Raw genomic sequence first — 15,497 nt, 5'->3', positions numbered from 1 at the left:
GTTTGGGGGGGGGGGGGGGGGGGGGGGGGGCGGGGGGGCCCCCCCCCCCCCCCCCCCCGGGGGGGGGGGGGGGGGGCCCCCCCCCCCCCCCCCCCCCGCTTCTTGGTCCGTGGTGTCAGGCGGCGATGTGCGAGACGAGGAACCAGCGGTCCTTCTCAAGTCCGCGCATGATCTCGATCGCAACGTCCTGGCTGGTCAGGTCAACCTCATCGAGACCGTCGATCGCTGCCTTGACATCGGCGAGGATCGTGTCGATGTCGCTGATGACCGCGCGGATGAGGTCGTCCGACTGGGCGAAGCCAGCGGGGACGGCCGTCGCGCCCGCCTTGGCCGCGACGGTCTCGATGCGTGCGTCGATGGGCAGGCCGAGGGCGACGATCCGCTCCGCGGCGGTGTCAGCGAAGTCACCGGCGTGGGTGACGATCGTGTCGAGGAGCTCGTGCACGCCCACGAAGTTCGCGCCGCGCACGTGCCAGTGTGCCTGCTTGCCGTTGACGGTGAGGGCTTCAAGGCCGAGCACGATCGGCGAGAGGAACTGCGATGCGGCTGCCGCGACAGTCGGGTCGACGGCGGTGGTGGGAACGGTCTGTGCCTTGCTCATGGAGCCCTCCGGGAAAGTCTGCTGTGGTCCTGACACAGACAACGCTACTCAGCTCAGGACATTCCGCAAGCAAGCTGAGGCAACGCTAAATCGGCGGAATTCCGGGCTTCTGAGGGTAGTCTCACCTACATGACTGTCGCGCCAGGAGCATCCGTCCTCACCCTGCCCGACCGCACGCCGCACATCGCAGACGATGCCTTCGTCGCCGATGGAGCGCGCATCGTGGGCGATGTCACTCTCGGCCCGCGTTCGAGTGTCTGGTACAACGCCGTGCTCAGGGGGGACTCGGCTTCGATCACGATCGGTGCCGAGAGCAACCTGCAGGACAACGTCTCGGTGCACGTCGACACGGCGAACCCCGTCGTCCTCGGCGCGCGCGTCTCGGTGGGGCACAACGCGGTGGTGCACGGTTGCACGATCGGCGACGGCTCGTTGATCGGGATGGGTGCCGTCGTCCTCAGCGGTGCGGTGATCGGGGCTGGATGTCTCATCGCCGGGGGAGCAGTGGTGCTTGGCGGCACGGAAGTGCCGGACGGCTCGCTCGTCGCCGGGGTGCCGGCGAAGGTGCGACGCGCGCTCACCGACGACGAGCGCGCGGGGCTGCTCGAGAACGCGTCGATCTATCTGCGGCATATCGACGCGCACGAGGCGGCCGCAGCAGTCTGACTCCGTCACCCCGCTAGGCTGGAGAGGTACGGGGCGGTGGCCAAGCTGGTGAAGGCAGTGGGCTCATAACCCAACGATCGCGGGTTCAAGTCCCGCCCGCCCTACCGAGACGGCCCTGCGCTCAGCGCACCCGGCGCCCGTGCGCGAGGTCGATCAGTCGCTCGAGCACTGGCCCCGAACGCAGGCCGTTGTGCTCGTGCTCGCTGGTGACCCACGTCGTCACACCCGGCATCAGCGCGGCCGTCTCCATCGAGAACTCCAGCGGCACATAGACATCGTTGACGTAGACGGCCGCCGCGCCGCTGGCACCGGATGCCGCGATCGCCTCGGCGTCGTAGACCCGGGGCCACTCGTGCTCGGCAAGAATGTCCGCGACGTCACGCCACGGCTTCAGGCCCGGCACGGACTCCGCCCACTCCCGACGGATGTGTTCACCTGTGAAGAGGGTCGGGTCGGCAGCGAAGTCGGCGGGCTCGGTACGCTCAGCCGACCAGCGGGTCGCGTGACCAGACGCATAGCTCGACTCATGGAACACGTAGTACAGCGGGTTGCGCGCGTCATAGGGCATCGCTGCCGCGAGGTCGTGGCGGAAGGCGTTGGATGCCGGATCGAGCTCGAGCAGCGCCCACAGCGTCTGCCAGCCGTCATTCGTGCCCAGCGCCGATCCAATGGACCGCAACCGCGAGCGCGAGACGACTTCACCGTCCGGCAAGACAAGTCCGCCGGCATTGGCCAGGGCGACGAGTGCACGCATCCGTTCCCGATGCTCAGGGAAGCGGCGGTAGTACGCCTCAGAGGCGGCGCGCATCTTGTCGTAGCAGAGCGCGTAGACCTCGTCCGGGGTGCGGTCCACGGTGCTCAGACCGCCGGTGATGTACACGTGCTCGAGCGAGGCGGCGTCCGTGGACAGGTACGCCAACGTCGTGAAACCGCCGAACGACTGCCCGAGCACGCTCCACGTCTCGGCGCCCAGGTGCTCACGGATAGCCTCACAGTCACGCACGATGGCATCCGCGCGCAGATGCGTGAGATGCTCCGCCACAGCCTCGGCGCCACGTGCCAGATCACGATCGCCGACCGGCGTGGAGCGGCCGGTTCCGCGCTGATCGAGCAGCACCAACCGGTAGTGCGCGAGCGCAGCATCCATCCACGCCGGCGTCGAGGGGGAGTGGAACGGACGCGGCGCCTCATGGCCAGGGCCGCCCTGCAGGAAGACCAGGTACGGCAGATCTTCTCCGCCGTCTCGCGTCACGACGGCCGCGAAGACATCGATCGTGCGCTCATCCTCGGCATCTCCCCAGACGAGCGGCAGGGTGAGGATGTGCTCGTCGACGGTGAGGTCCTGCATGCGGCGGGTGCGGCTCTGGCTGGGGTGGGTCATCACATCACGTTTCCGATGTAGGAGTACTTCACGAACACTTCGGCGGCGATGCCGGATTCCTCCAGCACCCCCTGCAGAGCGGTCATCATGTAGTTCGAATCCCACCCCATGTAGAGATAGCTGCCCTCGGCCACCTCATCCCACTGACCCTTCCAGGCCATCTCGTCGTAGATCGGCCCACCGTGCCGGGCACTGTACGCGAGCGCAGCCGGGCGATCGTCGGTCCACGCCCGTCGGAAGACGCGGTTGAACAGGGCCTTGACGTCCTTCACCTCCCAGTGCTCACCGCGGTACTCGACATAGTCGAACTCGCGATCCCAACCGGTCGGCCACCCGCGGCGACGCACGGCGTCCAGCACGGGGGTGAGTCCGTCGTCATCGATCTCGGGCAGATCGGGGCGGGCCCAGATCCGCACGAACTCGGCGGTGAGAGCAGTGGTGCGCCGGATGATGGCTGCGGTTCCCCACCCGGAGACATCGGCGAGGGCGCGCGTCGCGGGCACGGAGCTGCGCGCGTAGGCGTCGTCGCGCTTGACCAGGAAGGATGCACCGAACACGCGCTCGGTGAGCGCCTCTTCGAGCAGCGTGAGGTTGCCGAGGGTGGGAGCGAGCGTGCGATGGCTGTTCTGCTCGTCTTCGCTGTACTCGCTCCACGGACGGATGCCGTCGCCCGACCAGCTGTCCGCCGGCGCGGTGGGGACGATGTGCTCGACGTCGTAGCCGTCCGTGTCGCCGACACCTTCGATCCGGCCGAGCACGTAGGCGGCATGCGGCAGCTCGGCGTACTTCAGCACCGCGCTGACGCGCTCGTCAGACGGGGTGATCCTGGCGACAGCCCTGGCCAGCGCGTCGCGTCCCTCTGCCCGCGCGCGGCACAGGCGGGCGATGAGCCGGTCGGTCGGCAAGCCGACAATGGTCCGGCGCAGCAGCAGCGCCTGCACCCACTCGAGCGTCTCGATCAGCTCTTCGCGTGAGATCACTCCGCGACGGTAGTCGCCCAGGGCGCCCATCGCGAGCGGGAAGGCGGCACGCCCGAACGTGCTCACGAAGCCGAGCTGGCGGCGGATATCGGCATCCGGCTCCCGCTCCGGCCGCAGCAGGGTGCCATAGATCTCGGCGTACTCACGCCAGACGGCGGCGTCGTGGTGCAGGGCATCGACGCTCACGCGCGGGAACGACGAGCGGAACGCCGCATACACGCCGTGCTCGCCGGCCGCATCCACTTCGCGTCCGGTGGTCATCACGAGGTACTGACGCCAGAACGAGCCGATCAGTTCGCCGGTGTGCTGTTCGATCGGAATCCAGTAGTCGTTCTCCAGGCTGCGCTGCTCGGCGTGAGAGAGCCCCATGAGGATGTAGTTGTGGATCAGCTCGTGATCGCGCAGCGGCTCACCGGTGGAGTTGAGGCTCTCGAAGATCTGCTGCGCATTGGCATCCGGGCCGAGCGTGATCGACACATGTTCGAGCTTCTGCAGACCGCGCCAGATGCGCGGCGCCTCGTCGGCATGTACCTGACTGCGGAAGAACGCGTAGTTGTCGTCGAAGCGCGATTCGCGGTCGTCGTCGCGTCGGTCGAGGACTACTGACGTGTACAGATCCGCCCACGCGTCGTGCGGACGGAGTTTTGTCCGGCCACTGCCGTCCGAGCGCACCAAGACCCGCTCCAGCTCCGCGGCCATGGCGGGGTCGGCGTCACGGACGGCGTGGTGCAGGGCGGCGACGAGCAGCATGATCGTCGTGATGCGCTGCTGCCCGTCGATGAGGATGAGGTCGGAGCCGGTGGCATCCTGCGCCGAGAGGATGGAACCGATGAAGTGCCGCTGCGCGTCATCCTGCGCGGCCACCCGCCGCACGTCCGAGAGCAGCTTCTCGCAGCCGCCGATGTCCCACCTGTACTGACGCTGATACACCGGCACGACGATGGCCGTCGACGGTGCGGCGAGCCATTCGATCGTTCCGGTGGCGGTCGCTTCGACGTTGGTCGTCGTTGCCATGACTGTGTGATGCCTCCGTGTGGCGGGAGCTGACGGGCCGCCGCCTCGAGTCTACTGGCCGTCGATTTTCTCCGGTCGATCACCAGGGAGTGGCGAATGCGCCGATGTAGGCTTGCCTAAGTAGGACCTGTTAAAACGTGCTGGTCCATTACGAAAGGACATGACTCAGATCATGGGATACATCAAGTCCGCCGCCCTCGAGGACAAGGGATTCGTCGTCCTCGACAGCTACAACCAGGAGCTCGACCCCAAGGAGTGGCTCGACGTCGAGTACGTCGACTGGAAGTCCTCGGGCGACACCCGCTTCGCGCCGCTCGCGAGCGCCTTCGGCGACATCGAGTGCAACGGCTTCTGGAACCACAAGCCGCCGCGGACCGACAAGGACGGCGTCTGGATCGACTCGCAGACCGCCAAGGCCCCCAACCTCACGCGCCGCGCGCAGGAGCCGGGCGCGAACGTCGGCCGCTGCCGCATCATCGAGCTGCAGCCCACGCCGTACGGCGAGTGCCTCTACAACCTGCACCAGGACGACAACAACCGCCTGAACCCGGACGGTACCGGCTGGGTCGTGCGCGGGTTCTTCAACCTGACCGACGACAAGGACAGCTACTTCGTGCTGCGGGAGAACCGCACCGACCCGAGCATCGAGTACCGCATTGCGCTGCCGGCCGGCGCGCAGCTGATCGTCGACACGCAGCGTCTGTGGCACGCCGCCACGCACAACGGTGACGAGCCGCGGTACTGCCTGATCACCTCGTGGACCTCGGGCCCCGAGCTCGACGCGTACATCGAGAAGTACAACGGCACCGATGACGTGCCCAACGTCGAGGTCGCTCAGGACGTGCTCGAGGCCGGCTACGCCGAGCAGGCCCGCAAGGATGCCGCTCGCGCCGCGTACTACGCCGCCAAGGGCCAGCAGGTTAAGCAGGCGATGAGCGAGGCCTGAGCCTGGCAGCTCTGGGTCGCTGAGCCTGTCGAAGCGCCCGAAGGCCCCGGTCCTCTGACCGGGGCCTTTCCCTTGGAATCACATGCTTGTGATTCCACAGATTCTGGGTGATAATCGCCGTATAACCGCATAGTTCGCCGCATCTTCGGATCAGGTCGTAGGGGAAGACGTACCTGATGAAACGGAGAGATCATGGCGACGGGATACGCACGCGGAGTGGTGTACATCCACTCCGCGCCTCGCGCGCTCTGCCCGCACCTCGAATGGGCGGTGGGACGCGCTATCGGTCGTGCCGTCAACTTCGAGTGGTCCGATCAGCCGGTTCAAGAGGGCACGCGCCGCGCGGAGTTCTACTGGGACGGCCCTGTGGGCACGGGGGCAGCCCTCGCCACGGCCATCCGCGGCTGGGAACACTTGCGCTTCGAGGTCAGTGAAGACCCCACGCCGCGCAGTGACGGCGGTCGCTGGCTGCACACCCCCGACCTCGGCATCCACTATGCGCAGACGGATGCCGCCGGAAACATCGTCATCGGCGAAGATCGCATCCGCTACGCGATGGAGATCGCCGCCGGCAGCGCCGTCGAGCTGCAACGCGAGCTCGACGTCGCCCTCGGCTCCGCATGGGATGAGGAGCTCGAGCCCTTCCGTCATGCAGGAGACGACGCCCGCGTCGTCTGGCTGCACAAAGTCGGCTGACCAGCCCCGAGACCTGGAGCTGAGGGAGGCGTGAGTAACGGATGCCGGTGATCACTTCCCGGCGCTGAGAAGACGTATCCTCGCTCCACACCACGAAGACCCCGCACCGGCGCACCGGATGCGGGGTCATTCGTTGTGCGGGATCCTCCGAAGGGGATCAGGCGCTGCGGAATGCGACGACGGCGTTGTGACCGCCGAAGCCGAACGAGTTGCTGATCGCGAGCTGGTCGCCCGAGCCGAGATCCTGCGGCTGCACCGACAGTCGGAACGGAACGGCCGGATCGGGCTCGGTCATGTTGATCGTCGGCGGCGCCACGCGGTTCTGCAGCGCGAGCACCGTGTACACGGCCTCCAGCGCTCCGGTGCCGCCCAGCAGGTGCCCGGTGGACGCCTTGGTGCCCGAGACGGGGATCTCGCGGATGCGGTCACCGAAGACGGCTTCCAGCGCGGTGAACTCGTTCGGGTCGCCGACCGGTGTGGAGGTGAGGTGCGCGTTGACGTGCGTGACGTCATCGGGTGCGGCATCCGCCGCCTCCAGCGCCATCCGCACGGCGCGTGCGGCGCCCAAGCCCTCGGGGTCGTTCGCCGTGATGTGGTACGAGTCTGCGGTCACGCCGCCGCCCTCGACGTAGGCGTAGATCTTGGCACCGCGAGCCTTGGCGTGCTCTTCGGTCTCGAGGATGAGCGCTGCGGCACCCTCACCCATCACGAAGCCGTCGCGGTCGATGGCGCCGGGGCGCGACGCCGTCGCCGGGGAGTCGTTGCGGCGGGAGAGCGCCTGCATCGAGGCGAACGATGCGACCGTGATCGGGTGGATGGCCGACTCGGTGCCACCAGCGATGACGACATCGGCGAGGCCGTCGCGGATGTGCTCGACCGCGTTCACCAACGATTCCGTGCTCGAGGCGCAGGCGCTGGCGACCGTGCGGGCGTAGGCTCGCGCGTTGAAGTGCAGCGAGAGGTTGCCGGCTGCCGCATTGGGCATGAGCATCGGCACCGTCATCGGCAGCACCCGACGCGGCCCCTTCTCACGCAGGGTGTCCCACGCGTCCAGCAGCGTCCAGACGCCACCGATGCCGGTGGCGAAGTCGACACCGAGACGCTCGGGCTCGACCTCGGGCGCGCCGGCGTCTTCCCAGGCCTCCATCGCGGCGATCAGCGCGAACTGCGACGAGGGGTCCAGGCGCTTGGCGACGGGGCGGGCGAGTACCTCTTCAGGCCGCACGACGGCCTCAGCGGCGAACGTCACCGGCAGCTGCGTCTCCTCGACCCAATCGTGCTCAAGTGTGCGGGCGCCGGAAACGCCGGCGAGCAGGTTCGTCCAGTTGTCAGGGACGTTCCCGCCCAGAGGGGAGGTCGCTCCGATACCGGTGACGACGATGCGCGTGGTCATGGAAGTCCTTCGTGGTGTGGTTCAGGTAAGGAGGATGCCACGCCCCGCGGTCGGCGGGGGTGGCATCCGCGGGGTCTTACTCCTGGCCGGCGACGATGAAGTTGACAGCGTCGGCGACGGTCTTGAGGTTCTTGACCTCGTCGTCGGGAATCGTGACGCCGAACTTCTCCTCGGCGTTGACGACGATCGTCATCATCGAGATCGAGTCGATGTCGAGGTCGTCGGTGAACGACTTCTCCATCGCAACCTCGGATGCGTCGATGCCGGTCTCGTCGGTGACCAGCTCAGCAAGGCCAGCGAGGACCTCGTCGTGGGTGAGAGCCATGTTTTCCTCTTTCTCGTGGTTTCGGATGAGTTCTGAACCGTGGAACAGTCTAGGGAACGCCTGCCCGTTGTCAGGGGAGGACGACCACCTGGGCGGCGAAGACGAGTCCTGCGCCGAAGCCGATCTGCAGGGCGAGACCACCCGACAGTTCGGGGTGCTCGGTCATCAGGCGGTGACTGGCGAGGGGGATCGAGGCAGCCGACGTGTTGCCGGTGGTCTCGATGTCCCGCGCGATGACGGTCGTCTCGGGCAAGCCGAGCTGCTTGGCGAACTCGTCGATGATGCGCATGTTCGCCTGGTGCGGGATGAAGGCGGCAAGATCCTTCGCCTCGACGCCGGCACGCTCCAGGGCCTCGCGCGCGACCTTGGCCATCTCCCAGACCGCCCACCGGAACACGGTCGGCCCTTCCTGACGCAGGGTCGGCCACGGGGCGTTGCCGTCGCGGAAGTCGGTGAGCGTGTGGTTCATGCCGACGGCATCTGCCTTCGACCCGTCGGATCCCCAGACAGCCGGCGCGATGCCGGGAGTCTCGCTCGGGCCGATGAGGGCGGCACCGGCGCCGTCGCCGAGCAGGAACGAGATGCTGCGGTCAGTCGGGTCGACGACGTCGGAGAGCTTCTCTGTGCCGATGACGAGGGCGTAGGTGGCGGCACCCGCGCGGATCAGGGCGTCGGCCTGTGCGATCGCGTAGGCGTAGCCCGCGCAGGCGGCGTTGACGTCGTACGCGGCGGCCGGGTTCGCTCCGACCCGGTCGGCGACGATGGCCGACACCGAGGGCGTCTGCTTCGGGTTGCTGATCGTGGCGACGATGACGAGGTCGACGTCGGATGCCGCGACACCGGAGCGCTCGATCGCTTCACGGGCGGCATCGGTGGCCAGGTCGATGGCGTCGGTCTCAGCGACCGCACGCACCCGGGTGATGATGCCGGTACGCTGGCGGATCCACTCGTCACTGGAGTCGATCGGGCCGATCAGGTCGTCGTTCGGGACGGCGATCTCGCCGCGCGCCGCACCGTAGGCGTAGATGCGGGTGTAGGCGGGGCCAGTGGACTGTGCGAGCGTGATGCTCATGCGGCTTCTCCGTTCAGCAGGGCGACGGCCGCATCCAGGTCGTCGGGGGTCTTGACGGCGACGTTCGGCACGCCGCGCAGGCCGCGCTTGGCCATTCCGACGAGAGCGCCGGCGGGGGCGACCTCGATGAAACCGGTGATGCCATCCTGCGCGAAGGATGCCATGCACAGGTCCCAGCGCACCGGCGACGAGACCTGTGTCACGATCCGGGCGAGGGCGTCGGCCCCGTCTGTGACGCGGGCGCCGTCGCGGTTCGACCACAGTGCGATCTCGGGGTCGGAGGTGGCGACACCGGTGACGGCCTCACGCAGCGTCTCGACGGCGGGGGCCATGTAGGCGGTGTGGAACGCGCCGGCCACCTGCAGCGGCATCACCCGTGAGCCGCGCACCGGCTCCGCGGCGAGCTCTGCGAGTGCGGGCAGCGCGCCGGCGGCCACGATCTGACCGGCGACGTTGTAGTTGGCCGGTGTCAGGTCGAGCTCGGCAAGCCGCGCGAGAACAGCCTCTTCGTCACCGCCGAGCACGGCGCTCATGCCGGTCGGGGTCTGCGCGGCGGCATCCGCCATCGCGCGGCCACGAATGCCGACCAGGCGCATGGCGTCGGTCGCGTCGATGACTCCGGCGCCGACGACGGCGGCGAGCTCACCGACCGAGTGGCCGGCCACGCCATCGGCACGGCGCCCGGCGCGCTCGGTGAGCACCTGCGCGGTGATCAGCGATGCGGCGACGATGAGCGGCTGTGCGATGCGTGTGTCGCGGATGGTGTCGGCATCCGACTCGGTGCCGTGCAGGAGCAGGTCGACTTCGGCCGCCTCAGAGTAGGCGGCAAGCTGCTCAGCTACGCCGGGCAGCTCCAACCAGGGAGAGAGGAAGCCGGGGGTCTGTGAGCCCTGTCCAGGGCAGGCAACGACGATCACCTGTCTAGTCTGCCAATGATCCGAGCCAGACGGTGGATGAACCATCACAAGAATCGGCGTTTCGCTTGTGCGTGGCGTACACCGGTACTCGCCGGGCTGAATCCGCCGGCGGGCGGCACTCAGCGGCGGCGCGCAGGCGGGCGACGGCGAGCCTGATCGGCCGTCCCGATCGATCCGAGGATCAGCGCGGTCTGCAGGATCAGCGCTTCACGCGGACCGGTGGCATCCCATCCGATCACCTCGCTGACTCGCTTCAGCCGGTAGCGCACCGTGTTGGGATGCACGAACAGCTCCCGCGCGGTCGCCTCGAGCGAGCGACCGTTGTCGAGGTAGCTCCACAGCGTGGTGACGAGATCGGTCGAATGCGCCTGCAGCGGGCGGTAGATCCGCTCGATGAGGGTCTGCTTCGCGAGCACATCCCCGGCCAGAGCACGTTCGGGCAGCAGGTCATCGGCCTCGACAGGGCGAGGGGCACCGCGCCAGGCCCGAGCGACGGCGAAACCGGCGAGTGCAGCGCGCGCGCTCTGTCCGGCATCGACCAGCGCGGCCACCGGCGGACCGAGCACGACGTAGCCCGGACCGAACGACGGCTCCAGGCGGCTGGCGATCTCGCCGAAGGACAGCTCTTCGCCTTCGTCTTCCTTACCCGGCACATGTGCTCGGCCGAGCACGAGCACCAGGCGTGAGCCCTGCACACCGATCAGCACGTCGACGGCCATCTTGCGCGCCGTCCGGCGCACGAGGTCGACGTCGAACTGCGGGGGAGTCGTACCCACGAGCACACTCACCTCGCCGTGGCCGTGCCAGCCCAGCGCGGCGATGCGGCTCGGGAGCTCCTCATCGGCCGCGCCGGTGAGGATCGAGTCGACGACAAGCGCCTCGAGTCGGGCATCCCACAGCCCTCGCGCCTCGGCGGCTCGTGCGTAGACATCTGCGGCGGCGAAGGCGACGTCGCGGGAGTAGAGCAGGATCGCCTCGCGCAGATCCTCGCCCCGACCGGCGACACGCTCCTCGGTCACCTCCACGGTCACACGGATCAGCTGCAGCGTCTGCTGCAGGCTGACGCTGCGCAGCAGTTCCCGCGGCGCTGCGGCGAAGATGTCTGCCGCGATCCATGGGGTAGAGGTGGGGTCGTCGTACCACTGGATGAACGAGGTGATTCCCGCCTGTGCCACCAGCCCGACCGCAGAGCGGCGGGCCGGTGGCATCTCGGCGTACCAGGGCAGGGTGTCTTCGAGCCGCTTGATCGTCACCGTCGCGATGTCGCCGGAGATCCGGCGCAACCAGGCGAGCGTGGCGGCCTTGTCCATGGCCGGCTGGGCGGTACCGCTCACCGGCTCAGCTCTCGCCGCCGGCGTTCCCGCTCGTTCCGGCGTTCACGTCGAACAGGCGATACTTCTCGATCGCCTGACCCACCAGGGCGCGATCGACCTTGCCCTCGTCCGCCAGCGCCTGCAGGGCGCGGACGACGATCGACGGACCGTCGATCTTGAAGTAGCGGCGAGCGGCCGCACGGGTGTCGGAGAAACCGAACGTGTCGGCGCCCAGCGTGTAGTACGGCTGCGGAACCCACGGGCGGATCTGGTCCTGCACGGCGTGCATGAAGTCGCTCACGGCGACCACGGGGCCTTCTGCACCCTGGAGCTTCTGCGTGAGGTACGAAGTGCGGGGCTCCTCGGCCGGGTGCAGGTAGTTGTGCTCGTCGGCGGCGAGACCGTCGCGACGCAGCTCGGTCCACGAGGTGACCGACCACACGTCGGCGACGACGCCCCAGTCGTTCTTGAGCAGCTCCTGCGCCTCCATCGCCCACGGCAGGCCGACACCGGAAGCGAACAGCTGCGTGCGGTGTCCGTCGCCCTCGCCCTGCGACACGCGGTGGATGCCGCGGATGATGCCATCCACATCGACGTCCTCCGGCTCGGCGGGCTGCACGAGCGGCTCGTTGTACACGGTCATGTAGTACATGACGTTGGGGTCCTCGTGCTCGCCGCCGTACATGCGCTCCAGACCCGAGCGCACGATGTGCGCGATCTCGTAGCCGTAGGCGGGGTCGTACGAGACGGTGGCCGGGTTGGTGGCCGCGAGCAGGTGCGAGTGGCCGTCGGCGTGCTGCAGGCCCTCACCGGTCAGCGTGGTGCGACCGGCGGTGGCGCCGATGATGAAGCCTCGCGCCATCTGATCGGCTGCCGCCCACTGGGCGTCGCCGGTGCGCTGGAAGCCGAACATCGAGTAGAACACGTAGATCGGGATCAGCGGTTCGCCGTGCGTGGCGTACGACGTGCCAGCCGCGGTGAACGCGGCGACCGCGCCCGCTTCGTTGATGCCGACGTGCACGATCTGGCCCTGCGGACTCTCCTTGTAGGCCAGGAGCAGTTCGCGGTCGACAGCGGTGTAGTGCTGACCGTTCGGGTTGTAGATCTTCGCGGTCGGGAAGTATGCGTCCATGCCGAACGTGCGCGCCTCGTCCGGGATGATCGGCACGATGCGGTGGCCGAAGTCCTTCGAGCGCAGCAGATCCTTGAGGAGGCGAACGAACGCCATGGTCGTGGCGATCTCCTGCGTGCCCGAGCCCTTCTTGGGCAGCGCGTAGGCGGCGTCGCCGGGCAGCTCCAGGCCGACGTGCGTCGAACGACGCTCAGGCAGGAAGCCGCCGAGGTTCTTTCGACGCTCGAGCATGTACTGGATCGTCTCGTCCTGCGGGCCCGGGTTGTAGTACGGGGGCAGGTAGGGGTTCTCCTCGAGCTGCGCATCCGTGATCGGGATGTGCATGGTGTCGCGGAAGGTCTTCAGGTTCTCCAGCGTCATCTTCTTCATCTGGTGGGTCGCGTTGCGGCCCTCGAAGTGCGGACCGAGGCCGTAGCCCTTGACGGTCTTCGCGATGATGACGGTGGGCTGGCCCTTGTGCTCGGTGGCCGCTTTGTAGGCCGCGTACACCTTGCGGTAGTCGTGACCACCGCGGCGCAGCTGCCAGATCTGCTCGTCGGTGTAGTCCTTGACCAGGGCGAGCGCGCGCTCGTCCTTGCCGAAGAAGTTGTCGCGCACGTAAGCGCCAGACTCGGCCTTGTAGGTCTGGTAGTCGCCGTCCGGCGTGGAGTTCATGATGTTCAGCAGCGCGCCGTCGGTGTCGCGGGCGAGCAGGTCATCCCATTCGCGACCCCACACGACCTTGATGACGTTCCAGCCGGCACCGCGGAAGTACGACTCGAGCTCCTGGATGATCTTGCCGTTGCCGCGCACCGGGCCGTCGAGGCGCTGAAGGTTCGCGTTGATGACGAAGGTGAGGTTGTCGAGACCTTCGTTGGCTGCCACCTGCAGCTGACCGCGGCTCTCGATTTCGTCCATTTCGCCGTCGCCGAGGAAGGCCCACACGTGCGAGGCGGAGGTGTCCTTAATGCCGCGGTTCTCGAGGTACTTGTTCGACATCGCCTGGTAGATGGCGTTGATCGGGCCGAGACCCATCGAGACGGTCGGGAACTGCCAGTAGTCCTGCATCTGGCGCGGGTGCGGGTAGGACGGGATGCCGTACGGCGCGCGGGACTCCTGCTGGCGGAACCCGTCGAGGTTCTCTTCGCTGAGGCGACCCTCGAGGAACGAACGAGCGTAGATGCCGGGGGAGGCGTGACCCTGGATGAAGACCTGGTCGCCGCCACCGGGCGCGTCGGCACCCTTGAAGAAGTGGTTGAAGCCGACCTCATACAGCGAGGCCGACGAGGCATAGGTGGAGATGTGTCCGCCGACGCCGATGCCGGGGCGCTGCGCGCGGTGCACGGTCACCGCGGCGTTCCACCGGATCCAGGCGCGGTAGCGGCGCTCGACCTCTTCGTCGCCGGGGAACGAGGGCTCGTTCTCGGGGGCGATGGTGTTGATGTAGTCGGTGGTCGGGACCATCGGCACGCCCAGGTGCAGCTCCTTCGAGCGCTTGAGCAGGCTGAGCATGATCTCGCGGCCGCGGCCGTGACCCTTCGCGTCGACGAGCTCGTCGAGCGACTGCTGCCACTCGCCGGTCTCTTCAGGGTCGCTGTCGAGGGGGCCCTGGGAGTAAGGATCCTGGTCGTGAACGGTCACGGTGAGCCTTTCGTCAGACTGGCAGGTCGTGCCAAGGAATCGGGACGCGACAGGGGGAGCCTTGTCGGCTCGGCACAATGCGCGCTGTGCTCAGCCTATCCCCATCGCAGCGGCGGTCGCGCAAGGACCGGTGCGCATGTCAGTGCCGACTAGACTGAGAACACCAGGGCCTTTAGCTCAGCTGGTAGAGCGCCACGTTTACACCGTGGATGTCGTCGGTTCGATCCCGGCAGGGCCCACCATCTCCCTCACCGATTTCGCGCGTCGACGAGCTCCGCCCGTGTTCGCGCGGCAGACACGGGTCCAGAGCGTGTCACGCGCGCAGCGGTGATCCCGTCACCGTGAATCTGCTGCCGCTCATGTGACCGGACAGCAAGGGCATCGCTTCTGCGATGGACGCGCGCACGCTGTCGAGTTGCAGCGACGCCCGATGTGCCTCGGCAGACGTCCAGAGCTCGACGACGAAGACGGTGTCGGGCTCATCATCGTCGACACCGACCTCGTAGAGCAGACAGCCTGCGGTCTCCAGCTCCGTGTTGCGGCGGGTAAGGATGGCGACGACCTCGTCGCGCCTGCCCGGTTGCGTCCCCAGCGTTCCTACGTTCGCGAAAGTCATGATGGGACGGTACCTCGGCGCGCCGACACTGTCGCCCGGAAGCCGTCAGCGAAGGTGAGCGACCTCACCGACCTCCCGCCACAGCACAGCCCACTGCTGTGCGTTGAGGTCACGGGGGAGTGCGTCGCGCCCGACGGAGGCCGAGCGCAGGGCGCGATCAATCGTCGGCGCCGGTGCGCCACTCACATTGCGCAAGACGCGAGCCACTCCGCGACCGCGTGCCGTGAACGCCGAGGCAACGAACCGTTCGTAACGACGTCGCTCTCGCTCGTCGATCAGAGCGCGACGTCGCCGCTGAATGGCGAGGATGCCGCCGTCCACGCCCGGCCGCGGCGAGAAACCTGCGGCCGGCACGCGACCGTGCACGGAGAACTCGAACCACGGGGCGGCCTGCGCCGTCAGCATCGTCGACCCGCCGACACCCGCACGCTTGCGTGCGACTTCCCACTGGGTGATGACGACGGCGTGTCTCCACGTCGGCGCACGCAGCAGTCGGCGCAGCAGCGGAGTCGTGAGGTGGAAGGGGAGGTTGCCGACGATCACGGCTCGGTCGAAAGGCTCAATGAGCGCATCGGCCCGTGCCACGTCGACGCCGGGCAGCCGGCGCCGCAGGGCACCCACTCGGTGTTCGTCGAGTTCGACCGCTCGCACGGGGCGACCGGTGGCGGCGAGCGGTACGGTCAGCGCCCCGGCGCCCGCACCGATCTCAAGAATGGGCCCGTCGGTGGCATCGACGAGGTCGAGGATGGTGGCGATCGTCGGACGGTGTGTGAGGAAGTTTTGGCCGAGCTCGTGTCGGCCGCCGTGCACGGAACGATTCCGCAT

14 protein-coding genes and 2 tRNA genes are annotated in these 15,497 nt (G+C 67.9%); 5 read left to right on the top strand and 11 right to left on the bottom strand.

The window, feature by feature from the left end; all coding sequences use genetic code 11:
- Positions 1-115: 115 nt before the first annotated feature.
- Positions 116-601 carry a Dps family protein gene (locus WDU93_RS11865; RefSeq protein WP_337320853.1) on the bottom strand — a complete coding sequence of 162 codons (486 nt, stop codon included), beginning with the start codon at positions 599-601 and terminating at the stop codon, positions 116-118.
- Positions 602-730: 129 nt separating this feature from the next.
- On the opposite strand from WDU93_RS11865, the gene WDU93_RS11860 reads away from it, so the two are divergent.
- Together WDU93_RS11860 and WDU93_RS11855 are read left to right on the top strand one after the other, a co-directional pair.
- Positions 731-1,267 carry a gamma carbonic anhydrase family protein gene (locus WDU93_RS11860; protein WP_337320851.1) on the top strand — a complete coding sequence of 179 codons (537 nt, stop codon included), beginning with the start codon at positions 731-733 and terminating at the stop codon, positions 1,265-1,267.
- A gap of 30 nt (positions 1,268-1,297) precedes the next feature.
- Positions 1,298-1,371, top strand: a tRNA-Ile gene (locus tag WDU93_RS11855).
- Between the two features lie 17 nt (positions 1,372-1,388).
- Here the strand turns inward: WDU93_RS11855 and WDU93_RS11850 are convergent.
- Positions 1,389-2,648 (bottom strand): alpha/beta fold hydrolase, encoded by a 1,260-nt coding sequence (locus WDU93_RS11850; RefSeq protein WP_337320849.1) that lies wholly within the window; start codon positions 2,646-2,648, stop codon positions 1,389-1,391.
- A complete protein-coding gene (locus tag WDU93_RS11845) occupies positions 2,648-4,642 on the bottom strand; it encodes a DUF262 domain-containing protein (protein ID WP_337320847.1) in 1,995 nt (664 codons plus the stop codon). The genes WDU93_RS11850 and WDU93_RS11845 overlap by 1 nt, the downstream gene beginning before the upstream one ends.
- Before the next feature lie 172 nt (positions 4,643-4,814).
- Here WDU93_RS11845 and WDU93_RS11840 point away from each other — a divergent pair, with 172 nt between their 5' ends.
- The gene (locus WDU93_RS11840) at positions 4,815-5,588 is read left to right on the top strand and encodes a hypothetical protein (protein WP_337320865.1); all 774 of its coding nucleotides are present in this window, start codon (positions 4,815-4,817) and stop codon (positions 5,586-5,588) included.
- 192 nt (positions 5,589-5,780) lie between these two features.
- Positions 5,781-6,284 carry a DUF3145 domain-containing protein gene (locus tag WDU93_RS11835; RefSeq protein WP_337320845.1) on the top strand — a complete coding sequence of 168 codons (504 nt, stop codon included), beginning with the start codon at positions 5,781-5,783 and terminating at the stop codon, positions 6,282-6,284.
- Positions 6,285-6,441: 157 nt separating this feature from the next.
- On the opposite strand, the gene WDU93_RS11830 is transcribed toward WDU93_RS11835, so the two are convergent.
- The 6 genes from WDU93_RS11830 to aceE form a co-directional block, all read right to left on the bottom strand.
- Positions 6,442-7,677, bottom strand: a complete 1,236-nt coding sequence (locus WDU93_RS11830) for a beta-ketoacyl-[acyl-carrier-protein] synthase family protein (RefSeq protein WP_337320843.1) — start codon at positions 7,675-7,677, stop codon at positions 6,442-6,444.
- Positions 7,678-7,753: 76 nt separating this feature from the next.
- Entirely contained in the window at positions 7,754-8,002 is a 249-nt protein-coding gene (locus WDU93_RS11825) for an acyl carrier protein (RefSeq protein WP_309064362.1), read from the bottom strand.
- A gap of 70 nt (positions 8,003-8,072) precedes the next feature.
- The gene (locus WDU93_RS11820) at positions 8,073-9,074 is read right to left on the bottom strand and encodes a beta-ketoacyl-ACP synthase III (protein ID WP_337320838.1); all 1,002 of its coding nucleotides are present in this window, start codon (positions 9,072-9,074) and stop codon (positions 8,073-8,075) included.
- Positions 9,071-9,991 (bottom strand): ACP S-malonyltransferase, encoded by a 921-nt coding sequence (locus WDU93_RS11815; protein ID WP_337320836.1) that lies wholly within the window; start codon positions 9,989-9,991, stop codon positions 9,071-9,073. Before WDU93_RS11815 ends, WDU93_RS11820 begins: the two co-directional genes overlap by 4 nt.
- 119 nt (positions 9,992-10,110) lie before the next feature.
- Positions 10,111-11,301 (bottom strand): PucR family transcriptional regulator, encoded by a 1,191-nt coding sequence (locus WDU93_RS11810; protein ID WP_337320863.1) that lies wholly within the window; start codon positions 11,299-11,301, stop codon positions 10,111-10,113.
- Positions 11,302-11,329: 28 nt separating this feature from the next.
- On the bottom strand, positions 11,330-14,056 hold the full coding sequence (gene aceE / locus WDU93_RS11805; protein ID WP_337320834.1) for a pyruvate dehydrogenase (acetyl-transferring), homodimeric type: 2,727 nt from the start codon (positions 14,054-14,056) through the stop codon (positions 11,330-11,332).
- A 166-nt stretch (positions 14,057-14,222) separates the two neighbouring features.
- Between aceE and WDU93_RS11800 the strand changes: the two genes are divergently transcribed.
- A tRNA-Val gene (locus WDU93_RS11800) sits at positions 14,223-14,298 on the top strand.
- A 71-nt stretch (positions 14,299-14,369) separates the two neighbouring features.
- Here the strand turns inward: WDU93_RS11800 and WDU93_RS11795 are convergent.
- Positions 14,370-14,672, bottom strand: a complete 303-nt coding sequence (locus WDU93_RS11795) for a putative quinol monooxygenase (protein WP_337320833.1) — start codon at positions 14,670-14,672, stop codon at positions 14,370-14,372.
- Between the two features lie 45 nt (positions 14,673-14,717).
- Positions 14,718-15,497 carry a 23S ribosomal RNA methyltransferase Erm gene (erm, locus tag WDU93_RS11790; protein ID WP_337320831.1) on the bottom strand — a complete coding sequence of 260 codons (780 nt, stop codon included), beginning with the start codon at positions 15,495-15,497 and terminating at the stop codon, positions 14,718-14,720.

The sequence above is a fragment of the Microbacterium istanbulense genome (genome assembly GCF_037204145.1).
GTDB classification, from domain to species: domain Bacteria; phylum Actinomycetota; class Actinomycetes; order Actinomycetales; family Microbacteriaceae; genus Microbacterium; species Microbacterium istanbulense.
Note: the sequence above shows the minus strand (reverse complement) of the source record. Positions and strands in the feature narration are given on the sequence as shown.